The organism is Syntrophobacter fumaroxidans MPOB, from assembly GCF_000014965.1.
Lineage (GTDB): Bacteria > Desulfobacterota > Syntrophobacteria > Syntrophobacterales > Syntrophobacteraceae > Syntrophobacter > Syntrophobacter fumaroxidans.
In genome coordinates, this window is record NC_008554.1 from 2,122,024 (window position 1) to 2,140,229 (window position 18,206).

Sequence of the window (18,206 nt, forward strand, 5' to 3'; positions counted from 1 at the left end):
CCCACCCTACGCGACTCAAAGGTTGACAAAGAACACAGTTGCTACGTCCGACCGGCACATCGGTCCGCAAAGGGGGTTTATCCCGCTCGCGTCACCTCCCGCTGGGCGGATGCTGCATAATCTTAACCACAACCTGGTATAAGGCTCGTGCCGGATTCCGCCGGACGGCCGTCCGTGGCCGCGTCTTCGAGCGGCGGTTGCCGGCGACGGCCGTTCCGGCAAGAGCGCACCGGTCTTCACCTTCACGGGAGGAACCACATGAAAATCGCTATCATGGGAACGGGAGGCGTAGGGGGATATTACGGCGGACTGCTGGCACAGGCCGGCGAGGACGTGGCTTTCATCGCTCGAGGCGCGCACCTGCGGGCGATCCGTGAAAACGGGCTGCAGGTCAAGAGCGTGTTCGGCGACTTTCGGATCGCCCCGGCAAAGGCGACCGACAAGCCGGGCGATATCGGGCCGGTCGATCTCGTCATGATTTCAACCAAAACCTATCACACGGACGAAGCGGCACAGGCGATCCAGCCCATGATTGCTCGAGACACGATGGTCATCTCTTTCCAGAACGGGGTGGATTCCGCCGACCGCATCGGGGCGGCGGTGGGCATGGAACACCTGCTGGGAGGCGCGACATGGCTCTCCGCGGCCATTGAAGCCCCCGGAGTCATCGGCCAGTACAGCCAGTTCCGCCGTATTGTGCTGGGTGAGCTGGACGGACGCAGGACCCCGCGCGTCGAAACCCTCCGCGACGTCCTCGCCCGAACCGGCGCAACGGTTGAGCTCGTGGACAACATCGAGCAGATCCTGTGGACCAAGTTCGTTTTCATTTCCGCCGTCAGCGCGCTCGGCGCCATGACCCGGGTGACGTTCGGAGAATATCGCGCCGTGCCGGAGGCGCGGGCCGTGCTGACCGAAGCCCTGTCCGAGGTGGCCGCGGTCGCCCGGGCCAAGGGCGTGAAGCTCGATCCCGACATCGTTCCGAAAACGCTGGCCTTCATCGACGACAGCGCGGCGGGAATAAAGCCTTCCATGCAGCGGGACATCGAAGCCGGGCGCAGGTGCGAGATCGAATCCATGATCGGCATCGTCGTGCGGATGGGAAACGATCTGCACGTGCCGACGCCGGTGATGAAGACCGCCTACGCCGTGCTCAAACCCGGTGAGTTGAAGGCGCTCGCCCAGGCTTGACCGCCACGGGGTCGTGTTCTTTTCACCGGCCCCGCCAACGATCAGGCCGTGTTTTTGAGCCAGCCGCAAATGCCGTCGATCAGCCGTTGATTCTGCTCCGGCCGACGGATCGCCACCCGGAAATGGTGATCCCCGAGTCCCTCGAAGGAACGGCAGTCCCGGATGAGAATCCGGTCCGAAGCCAGCAGGTCCTTCTGCAGAACATGGGCGGGGGGAAGCCGCGCATCCATTTCCACCAGCAGGTAGTTGGCCTTTCCCGGAAACACCTTCAGGCGCCCCGCGGCTTCCAACGCCTCTTTCACGGATCGTCGCCCGCTTTCCACCACCCGGAGTGTCTCCTCTCGATATCCGGAACGGGTGAAGCAGTACGTGCCCGCAATCTGGGCATAGGTGTTGACCGACCAGGGCGGAAGGGTCCCGCGCATCTTCCTCGCCGTGTCCTCCGAGGTCAAGAGGTACCCCAGCCGTATGCCGGGCAGGCCGTAGAATTTGGTCACCGACCGAATGATCACCAGGTTCTCGGACGCCTCGAGAAGGCCCTTGAGCGATTCTTCCTCGCAGAAGTCCACGAAAGCCTCATCCAGGATGCAGATCGGGCCGTCGTCCCGACATTTGTTCCGGATCCAGTCCCGCACGGAGACGTCGAGCAGGGTGCCGGCGGGCGATCCGGGGTGAGTGAAAAGGATCGTTTCGGGCAGAGACTCTTCCCAGACGTGCTCCAATTGCTCCACCGAAGGCTGAAATCCGTTGGCCGACGAGGTGACGAGCTTCTGAAGCTCGACGCCGTTCAGCTCGAATGCTTTCTGATACTCGCTGAACGTCGGCAGCACGACGACCCCGCGGCGGACCCCAAGTACCCTTGGCAGCCAGTAGATCAGTTCCGTGGAACCGTTGCCGACCACGACCCGGCTCGGCGAAACCGAGTGATACCCGGCGATCGCCTCGATCAGCGCGCGGTTCCCGATATCCGGGTAGTGCTGCAGGCGATGATAGTGGGATGTGAATTCGTCGAGCAGCCCGGCAGGAGGACCCAGGGGGTTGATACTGGCGCTGTAGTCCAGGATGGCGTCGGGCGAGCAGCCCAACCGGGCCGATATTTCGTAGACGTTGCCGCCATGAGCGAGAGTCATCAGGAAGTCTCCTCTGGAAGTTCACTTCGGTATCGTTGCGGAACGCCGGTCCGTCGCCGGTCCATGGAACGCCCGCAGTGGCGCGGTCCGGCCGGGTCGCCGGGAATCCACGATGCTCCCCCCGCATGAGGGACACGTCGGGATCACCCGGCGGTCCTCGCGCAGGCCCATCAGCCGACGGCGATCAGGTGCCGGAGGCTCATGGAAACCGAAAGCACAAGGGCAAGAAACGATGTCATGTACATGAGCCGGATCATGGTGTGGTATGCATCGAGCGTCAGGGCGTTGACGTTCTCTCCCAGCAGCGGTTTCTCGACCACCTGCCCGAAGTAGACGTTGGCGCCGCCCAGTTGCACGCCCATCGCCCCCGCCGCCGCCGCTTCCGGAAACCCGGCGTTGGGGCTCTTCATTTTCCGGGCGTCGCGACGCATGATCCTCCATGCACCGCGCCAATCCAGCCCGAGGGACGCCGCGGCGCCGACCAGCAGAACCCCGCTCAACCGCGCCGGGATCCAGTTGGCCACGTCGTCGGCGCGGGCGGCGAACCATCCGAAATACCGGTAACGGTCGTTCATGTATCCCACCATGGAATCCATGGTGCTCACGGCCTTGTAAATCATGCCCCCCAGCGGTCCCCCGACGGCCAGGTAGAACAGCGGGGCCACGATGCCGTCGGAGACGCTCTCGGAGACCGTTTCGACCAGCGCACGCACGATGTCCCTTTCCTCCAGGTGCGCCGTGTCCCGGCTCACCAGCCGACCGAGGCACTCGCGAGCGAGCGGGATGTCGTTGTCCCGGAGCGCCCGCGCCACATGGGAGGATTCCTTGTGGAGGCTGCGCGTGGCCAGCGTCGTGTACGCGAGCCAGACGACTCCGGCGTGTTCGAGGTAAGGCGGCAGGTGGGTGAGCACACTCACGAAAAGCATCGTTGCCGTCCCCACCAGGGTCACCACCAGCGCCCAGAAACAGATCCCCGCCAGCCGCTGCAGCAGGGGGGAAGCCTCGGCGTCGTGGAAGATCGCCTCCGCCCGTTGGATCAAGCGGCCGATCCAGCGAACGGGATGGGGAAGCCATTGGGGATCACCCGCCAGGAGGTCCAGCAGGTATGCGGCGGCCAGTTGCCAGGGCAGGAGCTGCATTCTCTCTCCGCAGTGCAGAATCGGGACCGTCACCGGGGAGAACGCCACGACGGCCGGACAGGTGAGGATCGCCCCGGGTCCGCTCCCCGACGCACGGGTTCGTTCGACGATTTCGAGACTGTTTACCACAGTCCGATGATCCGGCGGATTCGCTTCACGTCCACGTGTTGTCGGATGTGGTCGGCCAGACGGTCATATTGTTCATTCTTCCAATCCTGGTAGGAGAAACCGGCGGAGAGGGCGACCCGCGTCTTTCCCGACCGGCTCTTGAGGCCCGCCAGGAAGGCTTTGCGCAGCCCGTCGTTGTCGAAGATGCCGTGGATGTATGTCCCCCAGGCCCGGCCACCGGGCTGGATCAATCCATCTTCGACCTGAACGGGCAGACCGTCGCGACTCACGATCCGGAACAAGGGCCGTGCACCACCCATGGAGGCGCTTCGCCCCATGTGGATCTCGTAGCCGCGCAGGGCATCGTCTTCCGAAACCTCCAGGCCGCTGCCGCCGATATTCAGGGCCGTCACCTGGGAAGTCACCTTGTCCTGGAACATCTCCGTTTCCATATCGAGCAGACCGAGTCCGGCGATCTCCCGGATGGAGCTTTCCACTCCGTGAGGATCGCTCACTCTGAGTCCCATCATCTGGTATCCGCCGCACAACCCGACCACCGTCCCGCCGGATTTGTAAAACGCCACGACGGCTTCGGCCATGCCGTTCTTCCGCAAAAACGCAAGATCCTCGATGGTGTTCTTGCTCCCCGGCAGAATGACCGCATCGAACCCGAAAACCTGTTCGGGCCGATCGAAATAAAGCAGTTCGACATCGGGTTCGTGCTCCAGGCAGTCGAAGTCGGTATAGTTGGAGACGTAGGGAAGCCGCACGACCCCGACCATCAGTGCGTCCTCGGAACCCCGGGTTTCCACCCGGCGCGCCCTGCGTCCGAGCGCGACGCTGTCCTCTTCGGGCAGAGCGATATGGTCGAAATGCGGAACCACGCCGAACACCGGAAGTCCCGACCTGGATTCCAGGATATCCACACCGCTCGCGAACAGCCGCGGATCGCCCCGCAGTTTGTTGACGATGAACCCGATGGTGCGGTCCCGCTCATCGGGGGTCATCAGCATGGTGCTTCCGAGCAGAGCCGCGAATATGCCGCCGCGGTCGATGTCCCCCACCAGGATGCACGGCGCATCGGCCATTTTGGCCATGGCGAGATTCACCAGGTCGTGCTCCTTGAGGTTCAGCTCGACCGCGCTGCCCGCGCCTTCGAGCACCACTACGTCGTAGCGCGCCGCCAGGCGCTCGTAGCTCTCCCGCACCACCTCGACCAGGTTTTTCTTGTATTCGTAGTATTCCTGGGCCGAGTAGTTTCCGATGGCCCGGCCGCGCACGATCACCTGCGAGCCCATCTGGGAGGTGGGTTTGAGCAGGACCGGGTTCATGTCGACATGCGGTTCGATGCCCGCGGCCTCGGCCTGGACCACCTGCGCGCGGCCCATTTCGCCGCCTTCCGGGGTGATGTAGGAATTGAGCGCCATGTTCTGCGCCTTGAAAGGGGCCACGGAATAGCCGTCCTGTTTCAGAATGCGGCAGAACGCCGCGGCCAGCACGCTCTTACCCACGTCCGAACCGGTTCCCAGAAACATCAGGGGTCTGGCGCGTCCGATCATTTGGATTCCACTTCACCCGGATTGGTCTTGTTCATCCTCACGGCCCATTTCTCCGCCCGGCGTCCCCGCGACCGCCGCGGAGCGGCACCGGAGATCCCCCGGTGCTTCAAGCACCCTTGGCTATTCTCATGCCGATTCGCCTTCAACACGGCAGCATTGGGCGATCAAGGGACAAACCCGCCCTTTCCCTAAACGCAAGTTCGTCCCAGATACTCCCCGCACCGGCGAACGAAAGCCTCCGGGACCGACGGCTCGCTTCCCCAGTGCAGATGGACGTAGCTCGCAAGCACGGAGCCCGTCATGTACCCTTCGGAGCGAGCCGCCTGGTGCTTGCGCGCCCGCAGCTCATAAGCGAATCGCAGGCCGGAAGAGTCCCCGTCATCGGTGATTTCCGAGTAATGAAATTCATGTCCCCGAACGGCCGTACCCGGCTCTCCCAGCAGGCAGGGTTCCCTCAAAACCACTTCAGTATACCCCAGTGCCTTACGTCTGCTCAACATTCGTGTGCCGAAGGGCAGCAGGCCGGCCATGGGAAATCTTTTTCCGTCCACCGTGTCGATGAATCGGCCGAGCGTCATGAGGCCGCCGCACTCCGCATGAATCGGCATGCCCGACTTCGCCCCGCTCCGCAGGGATTCCAGGAAGATGCGGCATTCGGAAATCCGTTCGGCGAAAAGCTCGGGGTATCCTCCCCCGAGATAAACCCCTCCAACCCCCTTCGGGAAGGTCTCCCCCGCAACCGGCGAGAACAAATGCAGCTCGGCACCGGCACGCCTCAGCAGTTCCAGGTTGTCCGGGTAGTAGAAGCAGAAAGCGGCATCGCGGGGCACTGCAATAAGTACGGGCCGCACCGGATCGGAGCGTCTCTTTTCAGGACCGAAGCGCTCGGGAAATCCTTCCCGGCACGTGGACCGCGACAGGACCAGGTCGAGGTCCACGTTGCGCTCCACGAGATCGACCAGCGTATCCCGCCAGGTCCGATCAAGAGGGGTTTCATCGACCGTCACCAGCCCGAGGTGCCGCTCCGGAATCCGGATGATCTCCTCCCTGGGGATGCCGCCCAACACGGGGACGTCCGGGATGCCCGTCGACATCGCTTCCTTCAGGTATTCCAGGTGGCCTTCTCCCCCGATCCGGTTGAATATGACTCCAGCCAGCGAAAGCATCGGGTCGAAATCCCGGAAGCCCTTGATCAGCGCCGCCGCGCTGCGTGCCATGCTGCGCGCGTCCACCACCAGTACCACGGGGATGTCCAGCCACTTGGCCATTTCGGCGCTGCTTCCCGCTTCCGTCAGCCCGTCGTATCCATCGTAGAGCCCCATCACTCCCTCGACGACGGCCACGTCCGCCTCCCCGAGGAGCCTGCCGAAAAGCGCCCGGTTGTAGGACCTGCTGAGCATCCATCCATCCAGGTTGCGCGACTCCGTCCCGCAAATTCGAGTGTGGAACCCGGGATCGATGAAGTCGGGCCCCACCTTGAAGGGTTGGACCTGAAACCCGCGGCTTTTCATGGCCGCCATGACGCCGACGGCGACGGTGGTTTTGCCGCAGCCGCTCTGCGTTCCGGCAATCATGAAGGCTTGCTTTCTGTTCATGGGTACACCCGTAACACGTGACTTGGATGATCGGCAGCACGAAATCTCGGAGCCGGCGCCCGGCGCCGAACCGCCCCGATGGATGGGCGAGCCGCGCCGCGCCCCTAATCCGCCGACTTCCGGTGCAGGTTGAATGCGGTCAGGTAAACGTAAATCTCCACTTCCCCTTCTTCGACGCCTCTGAGCCGGGCCCACATTTGACGATACGCCGCCAACTGGGGAGCATAGCGCTCCAACTCCCTCCGGCAGAGCGTTTCCGCCGATTCCCCGGCCTTCCCGCGAGAGGTCTTGTAGTCGATCAGGCGCCATCTGCCGTCGAGATACGCCGCGAGGTCGATTTTGCCCGAGAGGAGTTCCCGGGGATCATGGAGACTCTCCAGGGAATATTCGACGAAAAGCAGGTCCGGGGGAAGAGCGAAGCACGGACTGAGCCAGGGGTCCTCAAGACAGCGCTCCACTTCCGCCAGGACGGAACGGGCCGTCTCCCCCGCCCCCTCGGCATCCATCCCTTCCCTGCCGAGCCGGGAACGGATCGCCTCGATGGAGGGCAGTTTCCGCCCGCAGGCAAAATCCGCCAGCAAACGATGGACGAGGGTGCCTCGAAGACGCGGCAAGGTTTCCGGAGATTCCCACGGAGCGGAGGGCTCAAAATCCTCCTCGCCCTCTTCTTCGTCGTACGGGAGTGCGAGCGACGACGGGCTGGTGATTCTGAAGAGGGGCCGCTCGCGCTCGAACGCCGCCGGGTGAATCTCCACCGGTTCGTACGTTTCCGCTGCGCCGGCGGGAGGCTTCGACGGCGCCGGTTCGACGAGAACCCGAAGCGCGTCCCCCCCGGCGCTCCATTCCCGACGCCAGGCGGCAGGGACCTCCCCGCCTTCGGAACCCTCGGGAAGTGAGAAGCCTTGAGCCCCAGGCGATTCGGAGAAGTCGAAATGCTCGTTCAGCCATGCAAGGGGACACTTTGGCGGAAAAATCAACTCTTCGCTGCTCTTCCTCAGGGGAACAACGCCGCTCAAGTGGAGCCGGGTTCGGGATCGCGTCACCGCCACGTAGAAGAGACGTTTCGCCTCCCCCCACGCGCGATCCGCCTGCAGGCGCGCAAGCCACGAAAAGAGCGGATCGGGCTCCCCCTTCAGCCGGTCGGGGTGGGCTGCGAGCAGGAAAAGCTCGCCCGATCCCGGCACGCGTTCGAGCAGATACGGCTGCTGGGAGCTTCTCTGCCGAACGACCGGGTTCCAATCCAGAAACGGCAGGTACACGGAATCGAATTCCAGGCCCTTGGCGCGGTGCACCGTCATGACCGACACCCCGGATCGCGCCGTTTCCGGGTCCACCGGCTCGTATGCGTTTTCCAGGAGCTCTTCGAGGCGCCGGAGTGTCTCGACCGGTTCGTGCGTTTCCGCCTCCCGGATCAGCTGAAAGAAGCGACGGCAGCATGCCAGGCCGCGGCCGCCCCAGCGTTGCGAAACGATGCGCGCGCCGCCCAGGTCGAGCCAGGCGATTTCCATGACATCCGCGAGCGGTTCGTGGCCGAGATGCCGTCTGGCCGCCTCCAGGCCATTCCAGAAGCCCGCAACCCGTTCGTCCTTCTGTGCAAAGGACCGGATCTTCTCGACCCAGGAATCCCCGGTTTCGAGGGAAACGGCGTAAAGATCGTCGAACCCCAGCACCAGCCAGGGACTGTGAAGCTGCGAAGCCCAGGCGAGATCGTCATGGGGCAACACCAGGGCGCGGCACAGCTGCCGGAGATACTTCACCTCCGGGCGTTCCAGGAGCTTCAGCCCCTCGGCCACCTGGACGGGAACTTTCCAGCGTTGAAAGGCTTCCAGGTAGGTCGCCAGGTGCGTTCTCGCAAACAGCAGGACACCGATTCGCGTGTCCGGACTTTCCCTGGTTTCCTCCCAGACGTTCCGGGCCAGCCACTCCGCCTCCCGCCGCCGCGCCGCGGCCGGAGCCGGCCAGCCGTTGAAGAGCGCCAGCTCCGGAGGTTCCGGGCATTCCACCGGGCGGGTGGCGGGGGAAGCAACGGACGGAATGAACGGGACTTCATCGATCTCCGGCCTGGGGTCTCTCATTACCGTTTGTCCGAACAGCCCGTTGGCCCATTGGATGAGGTGAGGCTGAGAGCGGAAATTGGTGCTGAGAACGAGCGACTCCAGCGGAAGCCGTCGGTGTTCGTCGATGGGCAATCCGTTCTTGGCTTCGGTGAACAGCATCACCTCTGCCTTGCGGAACGCATAGATCGACTGTTTCGGATCGCCCACCACGAACAGCGTTTTTGCGTCGCCGGCCTCCCAGCCTTCGAACAAGTGCCGCAGCAGTCGCCACTGCTGACGGCTCGTATCCTGGAATTCGTCCACGAGCACGTGCCTTACCCGGTGATCGAGCAGAAGCTGGAGGTCTGAGGGCCGGACCTGGTCGAACAACCTCAGGGCCGCCATTTCAAGGGCCGAAAAATCGAGGAGCCGGCGGCTGCGGCAGCGTTCGTCATAGGCCTCGATGATCGCGTGAAGCAGGAGAATGAGGTCGAAGAGCGTCTCCGCATCCGGCCTGGATGCCTCCTTGACGGGGAGTTCCCGGATGCGGTGCAGCCGGTCGGCGGTATCTCCCTCCAGTTCCCGGACCAAGTTGCACCATGGCGTTTTCCCGAACCCTGAATAGAAACCGCTCGCAGGACCGAAGCTCTTCCTCGGCGCACCGGCTTTCGTGAGCAGCGCATCGGCAATGCGCCGCCACTGGGGCAGTTCTTCCCACGTCGCCCCGGGCACCGGGCGGGGAAGCTCCGTGCCGGCCGAGGCTCCCCGGTTTTCGAGATCCTCGATAAAGGAACCCCAGGCCTTCCCCAGAGGGCTCCCTGCAAACGCGCCGCGCAACGCCCTGAGCTCGACTTCAACCAGCTCCCGGACGGCCCGTGCGGCGTAGTCCTCGGTCCGCGTTCGGTCAAGTGCCGCCGTCAGGTCGTAGAGGACCTCCCGGCGTTGCATCAGGCCCTCCATCTCCGCGGCCAGCAGCCACCAGGAATTGTTCAGGTAGAGCAGCCGGCTTTCCAGGGCCGTGCGGCAGGGATCCTCAGGCCGGCGGAGCGCAACCTCCCGCAGTGTATCGTCGATCACTTCCCGGAGGAAAAAGGTCTGCTCCGGCTCCGCCATCAGGGTCGAGCCGGGTGCGATGCCCGCTTCGAGGGGGGCCTGGGCCGCCAGCGCATGGCAGAACGAATGGAAGGTCTGAATGCGCAGCAACTCGCCTCCCATGAGGAGCGGTTCGTGGGCTTGGTGGCGTGCCAGTGCCTTCGCGGCGGCATCGAGCAGTTCGCCGTCCGGCTCGGCCTCGGGACGCTCGCCGCGCTTCGCGCGCTGCAAATATCGGCACACCCTTTCCCGCATTTCGCTCGCGGCCTTGTTGGTAAACGTCATGGCCAGGATCTGCTGCGGGTGTTCCACCAGGCCGAGCAGACGCAGGAAACGGGCGGTGAGCAGGAACGTCTTGCCGGAACCGGCCGGGGCTTCGAGATGAAAGCTCCCGGACGGATCGAGAGACCGCGCACGTTGTTCGGCATCGGACAGTGCTCCGAAGACTGCCCCCTTTGCACGCATTTCGCTGCTCCACGCGATTGCTTCGAGACGATTCGCCTTCACCGGCGCGAGTGCCGGTGTTTGTTCCCGGACGCGCAACAGCGCTCCGAACCGGGAACCTTCCCTGGAACCAGCCTCGATTTTTAGACGCCGCTTTGAGAAATGTCAATGCAGGAACCTGCAAACCGCTTTGTACCGCTTGTCCTTGTTGCAGCAAAGCGGCTTGACAGTATTCAAGGGAAATATTAGTTTCCATGCACAACCCCAATAGCTTGTTTTTTCATAGGAAAGGAGGGTAGATATGGCAGTGATCCGCTGGTACGATCGCCCTGAATCCACTCCTCGGGCGGGCCAGGCGATGGAGCGGTTACAGAGGGAAGTGAACCGTATTTTCTCGGATTTTTCCGGCCGGGGAGGATCTCTGCGGGCCGCGGTTTTTCCGCCCATCAACGTGAGCGAGGACGAGGAGAACCTGTACATCCGCGCCGAGCTCCCGGGGATTCAGGCCGCGGACATGGAAGTCTCCGTCGAAGGGGATGCCCTGATGATTCGAGGCGAACGCAAGCTGGACAAGACCGGGGAGGGTGTCAATTACCATCGCCGGGAACGGGAGGGCGGCAGTTTTCGCCGCATCGTGGCATTGCCTGTCAGGATCGATCCCGAGGGCGTCAGCGCGGTCTGCCGGAACGGAGTCCTCTCGATCGTCCTGCCCAAGGCGCGGGAAGCGCTCCCCAAACAGATCACAGTCAAATCCGACTGAGAGCCCGGGCACGGCTGTGCCGTGATCCGATGCGCTTCGGCATAGTGAGGAGGGTTGGTAACATGACCGAAAAGGAAATGCAGGCCAGAGAAAAGGTTGAGCACAAGGCGGAAGGAGAGAGCACCCGCGATCTGCCGCTTTTCATTCCCGCCGTGGACATTTACGAATCGGACGACGCACTCACCCTCGTCGCCGATATGCCCGGAGTCTCCGCGGAAAACGTCACCATCGACGTGCGCGACAATCAACTCACCGTTCGCGGCTCGATCGATCTCCCGGACACAAAGGAGCGCCTGCTCGCCCAGGAATACGAAATTGGAGATTACTACCGCCAGTTCGCGCTGGGAAGAACCATAGACCAGGCCAGGATAGAAGCCGCGATAAAGGATGGGGTCCTGACCCTGACCTTGCCCAAGGCCGACATCAACAAGCCGCGCAAGATTACCGTCAAAACCGGGTGAGCACGGCAATTCGCCTTTCAGCGCCGGTCGACCGTCCTTTGACCGGCTTTTTTTTCCACGTGGCCCGCCGGGGGAGCCCGTCCCCCGCGCAGCCACGGCGGCATCCCGGGCCATCGCGAACCTGACCGACAACCGTCGCCCGTCGCCCGCGCAGCCACGGCCGAAGCCCCCCGGACCGTGCGGTTACATGGTGAGTAGAAATCAAGCGGCCTCGAGTTGCGTCGCCGGGGGACGATTTTCGTCATTCAAGGGTGCCCCGGGAAGGGCAATTTGTGTGATAATATCCTCGACCTGAAGTATTTTCATCGTTCGTTGTGAGCCGCCGGTTCATGGAGAAATGTGAAAAGTGTAGGTTTGACCCCATGAGAGAGGGAAACCATGGCATCGTTCGAACAGGGCCCCATCAGGCCTCCCAGTGAAGCGGGCAGTCTGCTCCTTCGATTCACCCGGAATTGCCCCTGGAACAAGTGCACGTTCTGCCCGGTCTACAAGCGCAGGGAATTCAGCCGGCGATCCCTCGAGGAAATCAAGCAGGATATCGACGCCGTTTTCGAAATCATCGAGGCGTTGAAAAAGCTCTCCTTTTCCCTCGGGTTCGCCGGGGCAATGAACCGCGAGGTGCTGAGCGCCGTTTTCAGCGATCCTTCTCACAACGATTGCTTCCGCCACGTGGCCTATTGGCACATCGTCGGAAACGGGACCGTCTTCATCCAGGACGCCAACAGCCTGATGCTCCCCTCCCCCATGCTGATCGCCGCCCTGCAGTACCTGAGGAGCAAGGTCCCGGGCATCACCCGTATCACGTCCTACGCCCGCAGCAGCACGCTCGCTCGAAAGCGTGTCGAGGACTTGAAGGAAATGCGGGCCGCCGGTCTCGACCGCATCCATGTGGGCATGGAAAGCGGCGCGGATCGCGTGCTGGAATTCGTCAAGAAGGGCACCACCGCGGCCCAGCACATCGAAGGGGGGCGCAGGGTGATCGAAGCCGGCATGGAGCTCTCCGAATACATCATGCCGGGGCTCGGCGGAGTCGCGATGTCAGAGGAACACGCCGTCGAATCGGCGCGGGTGCTGAACGCCATAGACCCCCATTTCATCCGCCTGCGCAGCCTGCGGATACCGCCGCGCGCGCCGCTTTACAAGGACAAGGCGGAGGGCCGTTTCGTCCCCCTGTCCGACGATGACGTCGTCAGGGAGATACGCCTCTTCATCGAGACCCTGGACGGCATTCACAGCACTTTGGCTTCCGATCACATCATGAATCTGCTTCAGGACGTGGAAGGCAGGTTTCCCCAGGACAAGCCGGCGATGCTCGCGACCATCGACCGCTACCTGGCGCTGCCGCTTGAAGAACGGCAACTTTACAGGCTGGGCCGGCGCGGGGGAGCGCTTGTGTCTCTCGACGATCTGAATGATCCCGTCATGCGGGGAAGGCTTCAACTGGCCATGAAAGAATTGGTGCAGCAGACGGGCGGCGACCTGGAAAAGCTCATCACCGAGCTTGCGGACCGGTATATATAGCGGCGATGTTCTGTCCGACGGACTTCCCTTTACCCTGCCGCCGGGCGCACACCCAATAAAAAAACCCGGGTGGCGAACCACCCGGGCCGTTTACCTCAAATCAGCAGGTAAAGCTTAGAAGTTCCACTGCAAACGCGCGCCAAGTTCCCACGCGTTGTCAGCCATGTTGCTCGTGTACGAAGAAGAGTTCGTGGCGGGAACCGGGCAGAACGCATCGTCGGCGATGAGATAAGCGCCAACGAGGGTCAGGTTCAAGCCGTCAACGATACCCTGATCGATGTACAGGTTGAGCTCGTGGCCGATGCTGTTGGAGAATTCATACTGCCCCACCCCATTGCGGGCAAGGGGATTGTACCTGACAGGAACTTCTTCGGAGGTCCCGAAGTACCAGTAGGAGGCGCTGATCTTGGTCTTCTCGGCCACCTGCCATGCGGCACCCGCGGTAATGGTCCACAGGTTGGACGGGAAGCCGTAGCCTCTCCAGTACATCGTGCGGAACTGGCCAACGCCCTGGCCGGCCAGGTTGCTGTCCGCAAACCCGCGATACGCGTACCTGTCGTCACCCAGCACGCCGCCGCCGATGATTTCCGAGAAGTACTTGGCGGTTGCGAGCGGATAGGTAAACCAGGAAACATCATCGTTCTGAACCAGCAGTTCGTTGGCCCAGTTGTCGCCGTTGTAGCCCTTGTGGAACTCGGGACCGGTCGTGTAGAAACCGCCCAGGTTGAAGGTGTAAGGACCGCAGTAGTAGCTGACGCCGGCGTCGATCATCCAGCCGGTGTAATCGGAGCTGAACTCAGGCGAGCCGGGACCTGCACCCAGAAGGACGCCGTCCACGCTGCCCAGGTTCTTCACGAAGTTCACATACGCGCTCAACCAGTCGATCTTGTAGCTCAGGTTGATACCGATGTCGAACAACTGGTTGTTCTCAACCCCAAGGTTGTAGTCCGTGCCGAGCCAGTTGATGACGGGGAAGAAATTGCTGTCCGCATTACCCCACAATCCGGGGGCAGGCGTGGACAACGTGCTGGGATCGATGCTGGCAGCGGTGTTGTGGGCGTTCTGATAAAAGAACACCAACGATCCCTTCCATGGCCCGTTCTTGTAATCGAGGGACAGGAACAGATCGTCCACGTTCCGGCTGGGATCGGTATACGGCATGTCGCCGGCGAGGCTCACACCGCCGTTCTGGCCACCGACATAACCGACGGTGATCTTGAACGGATCCAGCTTGGTCACCGCGACCGCCGCGGAGAAATCGTCGTCGACAATCCAGGAATCCAGCAGGGTCAGGGTCTGGATACCGATGACGGCGGTGGTCGGCGTACAGGGAACGTTGAATTCCACGTAAGCGTTCTTGAGCTCGACGAGCACCTGGTCAGCGCCAACGCGGCCGCCCTTCGTGCTGCCGGCATCGCCCCACACCGTGTCGCCCATTTCAAACTTCGTGACCACCTTCAGGTTCTCGCTGGCGATGAAGCTGAAATAGAGGCGCAGCCTCTGATCGATGAAATTCCGGTTGTCGTCGTCGGTGTAGTGCGTCATCCCGTGGGCGTCCTGGAACTCACCCATGCTGTTGGTGCCGTCATAGATGTTGTCCCCCGAGGCCCAGCGGGTACGCCACTGACCGCCGTACTTGAACTCAACGGCGGCGACGGCCGGCATCGCAAATGCGACAACCAGAAGCAACGCCGTCAAAATCGCAAGATTCTTCTTCATCTCTTTCCTCCTCAAAAGCTAGCATTTGTACACATGTTTCTCGAACTTAGCCCTTGTACGAAGCCACTTTGCGTCGTTCCCACCTCCTTTCAGCCAAAAGGTTAATACTTTGCCCCTAGTATCACTTTCGTCGCAATCTACAGTGGAACTAATTTGAATGTCAAGCTAAAAGCAGCTCGAACACGCACTTTTTTCCAACTGCCAACAAGTATCCGTCAAACGGCGGATTGCCGGTTTCCGTATACATTATTTCCATTCGGGGAACGTGGCGAGGCTCTCCCCTTCCGACGCCCACGAATGGTCGCGGCACGCCGGCACAAGCGTTTTCTCGGCCGGAGTCCGCTCGTTGCGGTTCTCAAAAGCTTATCCCTTGGAAAAGGGAGATGCGGGAGTTGCGCGCAAATGGATTGCCCGGGTCGGACTTCGGCTTCGGCCGTCGCGGACCCGCATCTGTCTGGACGCCGATGGGTCTGCGGACATTATATCCTTCTCCGTTTTCACGGCGCGCGGTGCTTTGCCCCGGACCACGGCATCGCCGCCGTCACTCGGCGGTTTTGTCATTTGCAAAGCAGGAGGAATGGGGTATGGTAAATGGCTTTGAAAAAACCCGAACGCAAGCGTTCGAGCAGGGCGAATCGCCAAGGAATCGTCTAAGAGGAGAAGTACCGATGAATAGAAAAGTCTTGTTAGGGTATTTGCTTATTCTCGCTCTGGTGCTGTCGGGTCCGTGCGCGCCGGCGGCCTGGAGCGCCGAGTCGCAGGCCGGGCCCGTAAAGGTCGCGGTTCTGCCGTTCACCATGCATGCCCCGAGCGACCTGGCTTACCTGCAGAGCGGCGTCCGGGACATGCTCACTTCCCGTCTCGCCTGGCAGGGAAAGGTCCAGGTTCTGGACCGCTCGGTGACGGACCAGGCGGTCCGCTCGCCCAAGTCCGACCTGTCCCCGGCCGAAGCCATGAAGATCGGCAATACGCTCAGGGCCGACTACGTGCTCTACGGGAGCATCACCGCACTGGGACAGGCGATCAGCATCGATGCGCGGATGGTGCCGGTGAGCGGAAAGGGCGACCCGATCAGCCTCTCCACACAGGCCAAAATGGATGAGGTCATCCCGCAGATCAACGCCTTCGCCCAGCAGATCAACCAGAAAGTTTTTGCCAGGCCGGGCGAAAAGGTCCAGGAAGCCGCCGCCGGCGAAGCCGAGCTCCTCGCCACCCGCAACCCCGAGTTCCTGGTGGCCGGGACCATGATGAGCTCCGACAAGATTTCCTATTTGAATCCCAATTTCATCGAGGTGACTCCCGATGGGGCGCTGCGACAGTCCGGGCTCTGGGCGAGCCAGACCCTGCAGGGCGGGATCCTCGGAATGGATATCGGCGACCTCGACGGCGACGGACGCGTGGAAATGGTCGCCATCACCCACGACAAACTGACCGTCTACCGCAAGGAATACCAGGGACTCAAGGTCGTCGCCATGCACAGCGGTCTCAAGATCGACCGTTTTGTCTGGGTTTGCGTTGTCGACATGGCCCGGGAGGGCAGAGGCAAGATCTTCGTCACCAACCTGCGCAAGCGCAACACCACATCGACGGCCCAGACCGACTCCGCCAAGGGAAGCATGGGCTTCGTGCAGGACGTTTCTTCCTTTGTGCTCAGCTTGGAAGGCGGGAAGCTGCAGATGGTGGCCCAGAATGTTCCCTACCTGCTCAACGCGGTGAACATGGGCACCAGGGGCAAAATCCTGATCGGTCAGGAGAAAGGCGGCACGTCCGACAAGGCCTTCAAGGGCGACGTGTACGAAATGGCTCTGCGCGGCAATTCCGTGGTCCCCATGGGCTCGGCGAACCTGCCGAAACGGTGCAATGTTTTCAACTTCGCCAAGGCGGACATCAACAACGACAAGATGGATGAGATCATTCTTGTCGATTCGTCTCACAATCTCATCATCCTGAATACGGCCGGCGACCAGATCTGGAAGAACTACAGCGTATATTGCGCTACCACGAACACGTTCGAGGGCAAGGTGGAAGACCGCCGGTACAACATGGTCGAGATGGCGGTCGTCCCGTCGCCGATCCTGGTCACCGACATCAACAAGGACGGCATCCCCGAAATCGTGCTCACCAGGAACACCACCGCCGCGGACAAGTTCCTCCCCGAGTCGATGAAATTTTACGACCGGGGCGAGATCGTCTCCTTCTCGTGGGATCAGCTCGGCATGGTCGAGAACTGGAAGACGCGCGACATCAACGGCATGGTTACCGCGCTCCGGATCGGGGACTTCAGCGGGGACAACACGCAGCAACTCGTGGTCAGCCAGGTGAACGCGAAGGACTTGCTCAAGGTATACGACTCCAGGAGCACCATCTTCAGCTACAGCCTGAACGTCGCCGCCAAGCCCGACGCGGAGAAACAGGCAAAGAAACAGTAGAGGAGTCGCGCTTCGGAGGCGGGATCGTTGCCGGTCGCTCCCTTTCGAGGGGCGCGCGGCCTGCCGCCGCCGGTTGGACATTAAAAGCGATGCCTCGGGAAAGGCCGGCCCTCCAGGAGGCAGCCAGGCACGAACGTGCGGCGCGCCCCATCCAGCCAATGCAAAAAGGAACGTAACGGTGCGCGCCCGCACGGGCGGGTATTCAGTCAATCGGCTCATAAAAATGGATTGCCGGGCGGTGCCCACCCGCACGGGCGGGCATTCAGGCGGCATGGGCGCGGCAATGCCCACGCCGCCGGCCACAGGCTTACGGGGGTGAGCACGGACCGTTGTGCTCACCCCCCTTTCTTTCGGCAGGTGGGGTTTACCGGATGCTTACTTTTCGGCTCATGGCATAACATAACCCTGCAGCCATTTACAGTTCGTAGTCGCCTTCCATTTCCAGGACAAAGTCGTGCTGCTCCTTTCTCTCCCGCACGGTGAACCGCCCGCTGCCCCTGATGTTGGCCAGCTTGCCCGTGCCTCTGAGAACCGTCCACGTCCCGGTCGTGAGCCTGGTGGCCGCGTCCCGCCCCCCCTCAAACGTCGTGGAAACCGAGCCGTCCTGAAAGGTTGTGATCGAGTATCCTTTCGTCGTCCCCGTGCCGCGAACCCGGTCGTGAAACGTTACGCTGCGACGGGATATGAATTCCCCGGCCACGCCCACCTGGTATTCGATGGGCTCGCCTTCCATCTCCACCAGCATCATGGAATGATCGAACCGGTCCTGGACGTACATGGTCTCGCGACGCGTGACCACCAGCCGAAACACCGCCTTGCGCTTCATATCTCCCCTCCCTGTTCTCTGCCCGGCCGCTCTTTTCTTCCTGTCCATTGAAGCCATTTTTCCCCGGGCCTGTCAAGTAACTTGGGGTCAAACCTACACTTTTCACATTTCGGGCTATAAAAAAATCCCCCACCATTCGTACAGCCCAGATCATCACCCAATCGACTGATTTCCAGTATCTCCGGACAAGAAAATAGTT

The 18,206-nt window shown here is 61.9% G+C and carries 12 protein-coding genes; 5 read left to right on the forward strand and 7 right to left on the reverse strand.

All coding sequences use genetic code 11. The features are described 5' to 3' along the window. The first annotated feature begins 258 nt into the window (after positions 1–258). Positions 259–1,188, forward strand: a complete 930-nt coding sequence (locus SFUM_RS08970) for a ketopantoate reductase family protein (protein WP_011698593.1) — start codon at positions 259–261, stop codon at positions 1,186–1,188. Positions 1,189–1,229: 41 nt separating this feature from the next. Here the strand turns inward: SFUM_RS08970 and cobD are convergent, their stop codons facing one another. The 5 genes from cobD to SFUM_RS08995 all read right to left on the reverse strand — a co-directional run bounded on the left by cobD (position 1,230) and on the right by SFUM_RS08995 (position 10,312). Further along, positions 1,230–2,318 carry a threonine-phosphate decarboxylase CobD gene (cobD, locus tag SFUM_RS08975; RefSeq protein WP_011698594.1) on the reverse strand — a complete coding sequence of 363 codons (1,089 nt, stop codon included), beginning with the start codon at positions 2,316–2,318 and terminating at the stop codon, positions 1,230–1,232. 170 nt (positions 2,319–2,488) lie between these two features. Then, positions 2,489–3,457: an adenosylcobinamide-phosphate synthase CbiB gene (gene cbiB, locus SFUM_RS08980; RefSeq protein ID WP_011698595.1), complete on the reverse strand. Its 969-nt coding sequence runs from the start codon at positions 3,455–3,457 to the stop codon at positions 2,489–2,491. 122 nt (positions 3,458–3,579) lie between these two features. After that, positions 3,580–5,124, reverse strand: a complete 1,545-nt coding sequence (locus SFUM_RS08985) for a cobyric acid synthase (RefSeq protein WP_011698596.1) — start codon at positions 5,122–5,124, stop codon at positions 3,580–3,582. A 188-nt stretch (positions 5,125–5,312) separates the two neighbouring features. Further along, positions 5,313–6,719: a cobyrinic acid a,c-diamide synthase CobB gene (locus SFUM_RS08990; RefSeq protein ID WP_011698597.1), complete on the reverse strand. Its 1,407-nt coding sequence runs from the start codon at positions 6,717–6,719 to the stop codon at positions 5,313–5,315. A gap of 104 nt (positions 6,720–6,823) precedes the next feature. Further along, entirely contained in the window at positions 6,824–10,312 is a 3,489-nt protein-coding gene (locus SFUM_RS08995; RefSeq protein WP_011698598.1) for a UvrD-helicase domain-containing protein, read from the reverse strand. A gap of 280 nt (positions 10,313–10,592) precedes the next feature. On the opposite strand from SFUM_RS08995, the gene SFUM_RS09000 reads away from it, so the two are divergent. The 3 genes from SFUM_RS09000 (at position 10,593) to SFUM_RS09010 (ending at position 13,033) form a co-directional block, all read left to right on the forward strand. After that, entirely contained in the window at positions 10,593–11,051 is a 459-nt protein-coding gene (locus tag SFUM_RS09000) for an Hsp20/alpha crystallin family protein (RefSeq protein WP_011698599.1), read from the forward strand. Between the two features lie 62 nt (positions 11,052–11,113). Continuing rightward, the gene (locus tag SFUM_RS09005) at positions 11,114–11,512 is read left to right on the forward strand and encodes an Hsp20/alpha crystallin family protein (RefSeq protein WP_011698600.1); all 399 of its coding nucleotides are present in this window, start codon (positions 11,114–11,116) and stop codon (positions 11,510–11,512) included. A gap of 378 nt (positions 11,513–11,890) precedes the next feature. Next, entirely contained in the window at positions 11,891–13,033 is a 1,143-nt protein-coding gene (locus SFUM_RS09010) for a radical SAM protein (RefSeq protein ID WP_011698601.1), read from the forward strand. A 114-nt stretch (positions 13,034–13,147) separates the two neighbouring features. Here the strand turns inward: SFUM_RS09010 and SFUM_RS09015 are convergent, their stop codons facing one another. After that, positions 13,148–14,752 carry an alginate export family protein gene (locus SFUM_RS09015; protein WP_011698602.1) on the reverse strand — a complete coding sequence of 535 codons (1,605 nt, stop codon included), beginning with the start codon at positions 14,750–14,752 and terminating at the stop codon, positions 13,148–13,150. Positions 14,753–15,420: 668 nt separating this feature from the next. On the opposite strand from SFUM_RS09015, the gene SFUM_RS09020 reads away from it, so the two are divergent. Continuing rightward, on the forward strand, positions 15,421–17,181 hold the full coding sequence (locus SFUM_RS09020) for a hypothetical protein (RefSeq protein ID WP_041440206.1): 1,761 nt from the start codon (positions 15,421–15,423) through the stop codon (positions 17,179–17,181). A 415-nt stretch (positions 17,182–17,596) separates the two neighbouring features. Here SFUM_RS09020 and SFUM_RS09025 read toward each other — a convergent pair whose 3' ends face one another. After that, positions 17,597–18,007: a hypothetical protein gene (locus SFUM_RS09025; RefSeq protein WP_150109469.1), complete on the reverse strand. Its 411-nt coding sequence runs from the start codon at positions 18,005–18,007 to the stop codon at positions 17,597–17,599. Between the last annotated feature and the right edge of the window lie 199 nt (positions 18,008–18,206).